Genomic DNA, 7487 nt, shown 5'->3' on the forward strand with positions numbered 1-7487 from the left:
CTTTTGTGTCTGCATCGACACCGCCTACGCCCAGATCAATGAACCAGCAACCTCAGGACCGTTAATGTGACAACACCCAGGAAACCATTCGCACTGGATCAACTCAGTCGAAAGGTGGGGCGCAGCCGTCGCTTACGTCCTATCCTGCCTCACATCGACAGCAGGACTCGCACAGACAGCTTCAAAGCGGCAGGAGGGGATCGGCGTGGCGCTTACAACCCAAAGTACGGCAGCAAGGGTGCACGCACCGCCAAACAGCTGTGCACCTTCGCCTTCGTATCAGAACATATACGCGCTAAGCCTTCTTTACAGATGTTGCCTTCTTACGATGCTCGTGGCCCGTTTCGACAAGTGAATGATGCCCACCTTGTCTGGGCGCAAACCACCGGTGCAGGGCGGGCATGACGAGTAGCGTCAGCACGGTTGACGAAACAAGCCCCCCGGTTACCACAGTAGCAAGCGGGCGCTGAACCTCGGCACCGACGCCGCTGGCAAAGAGCAATGGTGCCAGCCCAAGTGCCGTCGTCATGGCGGTCATCAGGACCGGACGCGCGCGCAGCCCTGCGGCCTCAATGGCCAAAGCCTCCAGATTGCGACCGGCGCGCGCAAAATCATCCATGAAACTGACCAATACCATACCGTTGCCCAACGCGATGCCGAACAATGCGATAAACCCGACAGTAGCAGGCACCGACACCGGCAACCCTGTCAACCAGAGCGCCATCGCACCACCCGTCAGCGCTAAGGGGATATTCAACAGGATGAGGATCGCTGATTTCAGGCGACCAAAGGTTACCAGAAGGATCAGCAGAACGATGCCCAACGTAATCGGAATAACCACTTTGAAACGGGCATTCGCCTGTTGCTGAAGCTCGAATTGGCCGCCCCAGACCAAACGATACCCGGGCGGTAGATCCAACTGAGCGTCCGTCAACGTCTGCGCTTCGGCAACGAAAGAGCCGATATCGCGACCGCGCACGTTGGACTGGACCGTGATGAAGCGTTCGCCATCTTCGCGTGTGATCTGGCGTGGACCGATTACAGTTTCGATATTGGCCACTGTGTCCAGCGGCACCCGTGCGCCCGAAGGCGATTCCAGCACGATGCGTCTGATCGCCTCCGGTGTGTCGCGGCTTTCTTCGTCAAAACGCACCATTATCGGAAACTGTCGCACGCCCTCGAACAGTGATCCGGCTTCGGCCCCGCCGACGGCTGCACGCAGCCCATCCAACGCGTCCTCAACATCAAGCCCGTAGCGACCAAGGGCTGACCGATCCACGGTTACCACAAGTTGCGGCGCACCGGTGATCTGGTCGGCCTGTACCTCGGCAGAACCCTCAACCTGTTGCAGGAGTGATTGCAGGACTTGTGATCGCTCCAACAGAATTTCGGAATCCGGTCCAAAGATTTTGACGGCCAGTTCGGCGCGTGTGCCGGTCAGCAATTCATCAACAGCCATCGCGATGGGTTGGCCGATATTTACCACAATCCCCGGAAAGCTTTCCAGATCTTCCGAAATCGCCGTGCGCAAACCTTCGGCAGACAAGCCGGGCCGCCACTGATCGACCGGGTTCAGCTCGATGAAGGCTTCGGCGCTGTTGGTCGGGTCAGCATGCGCGCCAACCTCACCACGCCCAATACGGGTCACGATGGACTTGATTTCAGGAAAATTCTTTAACAGCCGCTTTTCCACAAGCGTCGTCGTCTTCGTTCCTTCGGTAAGCGAAATCGAGGGTGCCATGGTGACGCGCATCAGAATATCGCCTTCCTCCAACGATGGCGTAAATTCGGAACCAAGTCGCGATCCTGCAAAACCGCCCACCGCCAAAAATATGCCGCACAGGACGATGGCGAAAAAACGGTTACGGACAAAGAACCCGGCCGCACCACTGACCATCGCGACAGTCCGCCCCGGCTTGTCAGGGGCCTTCTTGCCGGATCGGCGCATCACCGAAAAGGCCATGGAAGGCGCAATCAGGGCCGCATAGAACAGCGATCCGGTCATGGCGAGTGCAGCCGATGCCGCCAAGGGCCGGAAGGTTTTGCCCTCAACCCCTTGCAGCGAGAAAAGCGGCAGGAAAACAACGATAACCACGGCAACCGCCGCCACCAGAGGTGCGATTACCTCGGCGGTAGATCGGGCAACCAACATACGCGGCTCTTCAGAGCCGTCGTCTTCCTCAAAGCTGCGATCCACGTTTTCAGAGATAACAATCGCCCCGTCGACCATCATCCCGATGGCGATGGCGACCCCCCCTAATGACATCAGATTGGCGCTGATGCCGAGCACGTACATTGCGATAAACGCAAAACCTACGGAAAACGGGATCGACAGGACCACAATCAGACTGGGACGCCAGCCGCCCAGGAAGACAAACACCACCAACGCTACGAGTACAGCCCCCTGCCACAACGCCGTCGTGACGGTTGCGGAGGCCTTGTTTACCAGCGTTCCCTGATCATAGTAGGGGACCGCCAGTACACCATCCGGCAGGCTTGCGTTGATTTCCTCAAAGCGCTTCTGGACCCGCGCGATGACATCGGATGTGTTGGTGCCATAAAGTTTCAGAACCAACCCTGCGACAACTTCGCCTTCACCATTGGCTGTTGCAAGACCTTGCCGAACGCCACCGCCCACGGTGATATGGCCTAGATCGCGCACGCGCACCGTGCGCCCGTCGTCGACGTTGACGACAATCTCCGCGAGATCGGAAACTGTCTTGGCAAGTCCAACGCCGCGCACCGTATATTGTTCAGAACCGATTTCGAGGAATTGCGCCCCTTCGGTTTTGTTTCCGCGCTCTAATGCGCTGATCACATCGGCGATTTGAATATCATAGGCAAGCAGCGCATCGGGATCGAGCCTGACCTGATATTGCTTTTCATAGCCACCAAGGGACAAAACCTCGGTGACACCCGCCACGGTCTGCAACTGATACTTGACGATCCAGTCCTGAATTTCGCGCATCTCGACAAGGTTGCGTGCGCCGGTCTGATCTTCCAGACGGAAATACAGGATGAGGCCAAGCCCGGTTGAAATCGGACCCATTTGCGGGTCGCCAAACCCGTCGGGGATGTTGCCACGCGCTTCGGCGAGCCGCTCGCCCACGACCTGACGGGCGAAATAGACATCCGTCCCGTCCTCGAAATAGATGTTCACCACCGACAGCCCAAAATTCGATACCGACCGCATATTTTTGAGTTTGGGCAGGCCCGACATTGCCGTTTCGATTGGATAGGTCACATAGCGTTCAACCTCTTCGGGGGCGAGCCCTTCGGTTTCGGTGAAAACCTGAACCAGCGCGGGTGTCACGTCCGGAAAGGCATCAACAGGCAAGGCGCGAAACGCAAAAAGCCCGCCAAGCGTCATCGCAAAAGCCGCAATGGCCGCCAAAAGCCAGCCGCCTGCGATGCGGTGCATAAAATCAGTCATAATCAGCTATCCTAATGTCCGTGGCCGTCGCCAAAGGCGTCTTTTTCAAGTTGGGCTTTGAGTGTGAAGGCACCGTCGGAGACAAAGAGGTCGCCTTCCTCCAACCCGCTGCGGATTTCCACATAGCCGCCAGCGGTTGTGCCGACCATCACGGCGCGCGGTGCGAACCCACCCTCAACAGGGACAAAAACAGACGGACTATCCTCTACCAGTTGCACGGCGGATTGTGGCACACGCAAAACCTCCGAGGTATTGCCGACGCTGAGATCTGCAATCACAAATTGGCCGGGGGTCAGGGACCTATCAGAGTTGTCGATGATGACACGCGCCGTCGCCGTGCGCGACACCTCATCAATTACGGGTAGGACAAATGCCACCGTTGACTGAGCAATGACATCGCCAGCACCTGATTTCAGAGCAACCGGCGCGCCAACGAGAACGCGGCTGATATCCTGTTTGTAAACCGCTATATCGGCCCAAATTACGCTATCATCGACAATCGTGAACAGCACCTTGGCGCTGGAATCCCCGGCTGTTACCGTTTCTCCCAGCGTCGCCGCACGTCGTACAATTGTTCCCGCAAGTGGTGCAGTCAGATAGGCATTGGCATTGTTGCCATCCGGAGCAGTGGCTATTTTTTCGAGAGCGGCGTGGTCAATTCCGACGGCATGCAGTTCGGTTTCCGCAGCTTCACTTTCGGTCTTTGCCGATTCATGCTCTGCGCGGGCCGTTTGGACATTTACCTCAGATGTGATCTTTTGCGCCCACAGCCCTTCCAGGCGCGTCAACGACTTTGCCGCAAGGGCTTCGTTCGTTTTTGAAATCATCCATTTCGCTTTCAACCCTGCAAGCTCGCGGCTTGTGATCAGTGCCAGCGTATCTCCATAGGCAACGGTGTCGCCTTCACCAACCAAAAGCCGGTCGATGACTCCGCTCACCTTGGGCGTGACATTTGCCATCCGGTCTGCGTCAAAGCGGATTTCTGCTGGCAGGCTGAGGGACTCGCCCAAGGCTCCCAACTCAGCTTGCTCTAGTAAGATTCCGGCCTCTTTCGCGACTTCGGGGGCCAGTTTGACAACATCGCCACCGCCTTCATCGCCGTGTGCGCCCTCAGCTTCACCAGCGTGGTCGTCATCGCCATGCGCATCCTTGGCTTCACCGGCGTGGTCGTCATCGCCATGCGCGTCTTTGGCTTCACCGGCGTGGTCGTCATCGCCGGGCGCGTCTTTGGCTTCATCGGCGTGGTCGTCATCACCGTGTGCATCTGCAGCTTCTCCGGCATGATCGTCATCTTGCGGCGCTGCTGCAGCTGCTGCAGTCATTGGCAATGGCGTTTCCGCATTTCCAGTCGCGCCAGTGATCGGGACCAAGGCTAATACGCCCACCGTCAGCGCAGCCATGGTCATTGTTGTCGGTTTCATAATCGTACTCCAGGGATTGAATAGGTCACCGAAAACACGTCCGGGTACCTGTTGGAACTTCGTCTGCCATGATCAAACCGATGAAGTGGCCCTGAAACAGGTTCGGCTCAAACGGTTTGATCTGCTGTGATATTTATGAGTTTTACAAAGCCCGTTTCGACACGGCATATGTAAAATACCACTCTGCAATAGGGGCAGATCAGCCTCGCGGAGGACGGTAAAAACCTTGGAGCGTGGCAAGGACCACAGAGGCGTCAGCCCAATGTCGCGATCGGTCTGCTGACGACTGATCGCATGCCAACTGCACCTGCCCCGGTCCAATAATGTGGATATGGCAATCGCCAAAGCCATGGGATGCCTCACCATTCTCGCTATATCTTTGATCCTGAGCAGTTAAATCAAGATTAACCATATCGGTAGCAAAGACAACTTTTTCAAAGACTGCTTCACTTGCCTCAAATACATAGGCATCGGCTTTTGCAATGTTGAAATTCAGAGCAGCCGAAAGCAGTATGGCCAACCCAATTTTAGCAACACGAATGGCAGACAAGTACTTCATAATGGGACCTTTACAGGACATGTAACCAATGGTCCATTCGCTTTTTGTCGCATGTCCCCGAGCAGCCAGTCGACATCCGATAGGCTGCTCAGCAATGCTCGTGCGCCGATGTAATCGCTGACCTGACCCGCCGTGACGAACAGGTTCAGGGGTCGGCCTTCGCTGTCGCAGATGCGTGCAGCTTGGTATTCATGCCGCCCTTGGTGCGGCCGATCAGTCTTCCACGCCCCCCCTTTTTCACGCCCATGCTGGTCGCTGTCCGGTGAGCCTTCAAGTAAGTGGCGTCGATCATCATAGTTTTCTTTTCGCAGTGCTCGACGGCCAGACCAGCCATCATCCGGGCGAAGACGCCCTTATCGCTCCATCGTTTCCATCGGTTGTATAGCGGTTCCATCGGTTGTAGAGCGTTTTGGGTGGGCCGCCAATTTTAGCCTACGTCGCCCCATCCACGACCAGTCGCCACCATAAGTGCTGACCACGATTGGGCCAAATCTCTTACTGCCGCGGCGAGGGATATGCGTGCTGCGTTTGCAAATCGTTCGGCGTCCAACAGGTCTGGTAAGTTGAGCTCGCCTAATTCAAAAACTTTGCGGCTCAACTGAAGAGTACGATCCCTTGAACGTTGAGCAGCGCGCAATGCGGCCACTTCTCTTTGTTTTCGTGAAAATTCACTTTGAGCTTTTTGCACATCTTCCACCGCGGCCAACACCTGTGCACGCCATTCCAGCTCGGCGGTCGTGGCAGAAATAATTGCCGCATCTCGCCTAGCGCGTAGCGGACCTTGGTTGAGGATGGGGAATGAAAGTGCTGGACCAAAGGACCATTCTGACGAGTTTGCCGCTGTCACTGAGCCAGATAAAGTGACCGATGGGTACAACTGTGCTTCTGCGACACCTACTCCGGCAACTGCGGCAGCTAGACGGCGTTCAGCGGCCAATACATCTGGACGATTGCGGAGCAGATTAGCAGGGACGCCTGTTGACCCTTTGCCGTGGGGATAAGGTTGTGGTGCGCCTGCAATCATCTGTTTAAGCAGCGGCTGAGCTGGTTCGGCCAACAATGTCGCGATTGCAAAAACCCGGGCTTCGAATGCGGATTCAAGCGGAGGGAGGTCGGCAATTGCTGTGTCGAGCTGACCTGCTGATCGGGCAAGATCTAATTCTGACAACGCGCCTTGCTCAACTTGCGCTCTGATCAAGGACTGGGTCCGCCGGAGACTCGCGATATTCTGTCGTGTTAAAGCCAACGCTTCCTGAAAATACCGGGCGTCGATATAGTTGGAAACGACACCGGAAACTAGGGCAAGCCGGACAGTGCCTGCATCAAACTTGGCTGCTTCTACACCCGCTGTCGCGCGCTGTGCGTCACGGCGAACACCACCAAAAATATCGAGGATGTAATTCGCCCCGAACGTCGCACTTTCAGAGGGATCACCTGAAATTGGGTCACCATTGTTTCTCTGCGCCTGTGCATCCAGTCCACCTGAGAACTGGTCAGCGATACCTGTCTGCCTCAGGTCTGTATTTGCGGCTTTGATACGTTGTAAAGCCGTTGCAATATCGATGTTTTGTGTGAGGCCTCGGTCTACCAGCCGGTTCATTTGCCGGTCATTTAGCCGTTTCCACCATTCATCGCGCGCGACTTCTCCGAGAGCCCCGCCACCGCCAATGAATGACGTTTCTAATGGTGTCTTGGGTGGCGTATAATCAGGGCCAACAGCGGTACATGAAACCAATGCCGTGGATGCTAAGATAGAAAGCAGATAGGGACGGTTCATTTGTCATTCCTGTATATTGGATCATCTTTTGGATTTGCGGGGGATTGAGGTGTTTCACTCAACACGCTGTTATGAGTAGCTAAGTATTTAGAAAATATTAGCTTGTATAGAGTTCCTCAGAGCCGTCAAGTTCTAGGGCTGTTTCTCCGGACATACGGTTCATGTCGGTCAGATCCTCTCTTCTAGATCGGCGAGGATCTCTTCGGCGGAGGTGCCGTAAGGCCACGAGTCGGCGAAGCCCGCGTCGGGATCGAAGAGGAACAGATGCGACGTGTGGCCCATCGTGTAACCATCCGG

At 56.0% G+C, this 7487-nt stretch carries 4 protein-coding genes and 2 pseudogenes; all 6 read right to left on the reverse strand.

Going from position 1 to position 7487, the window contains the following annotated elements; genetic code table 11:
• Positions 1-295: 295 nt before the first annotated feature.
• The gene (locus ACGYK7_RS18740) at positions 296-3433 is read right to left on the reverse strand and encodes an efflux RND transporter permease subunit (RefSeq protein ID WP_394403910.1); all 3138 of its coding nucleotides are present in this window, start codon (positions 3431-3433) and stop codon (positions 296-298) included.
• Between the two features lie 11 nt (positions 3434-3444).
• Positions 3445-4833 (reverse strand): efflux RND transporter periplasmic adaptor subunit, encoded by a 1389-nt coding sequence (locus ACGYK7_RS18745; RefSeq protein WP_394403911.1) that lies wholly within the window; start codon positions 4831-4833, stop codon positions 3445-3447.
• 220 nt (positions 4834-5053) lie between these two features.
• Positions 5054-5413, reverse strand: coding sequence for a hypothetical protein (locus ACGYK7_RS18750; RefSeq protein ID WP_037954968.1), 360 nt, complete (start codon positions 5411-5413; stop codon positions 5054-5056).
• 53 nt (positions 5414-5466) lie between these two features.
• Positions 5467-5804, reverse strand: a pseudogene (locus tag ACGYK7_RS18755) (transposase); the annotation flags it as partial.
• A gap of 36 nt (positions 5805-5840) precedes the next feature.
• Entirely contained in the window at positions 5841-7190 is a 1350-nt protein-coding gene (locus ACGYK7_RS18760; protein WP_067930665.1) for an efflux transporter outer membrane subunit, read from the reverse strand.
• Between the two features lie 168 nt (positions 7191-7358).
• A pseudogene (locus ACGYK7_RS18765) lies at positions 7359-7487 on the reverse strand (SCO family protein); the annotation flags it as partial.

It is taken from the genome of Sulfitobacter sp. 1A15299 (assembly GCF_043556915.1).
Classification (GTDB): Bacteria; Pseudomonadota; Alphaproteobacteria; order Rhodobacterales; family Rhodobacteraceae; genus Sulfitobacter.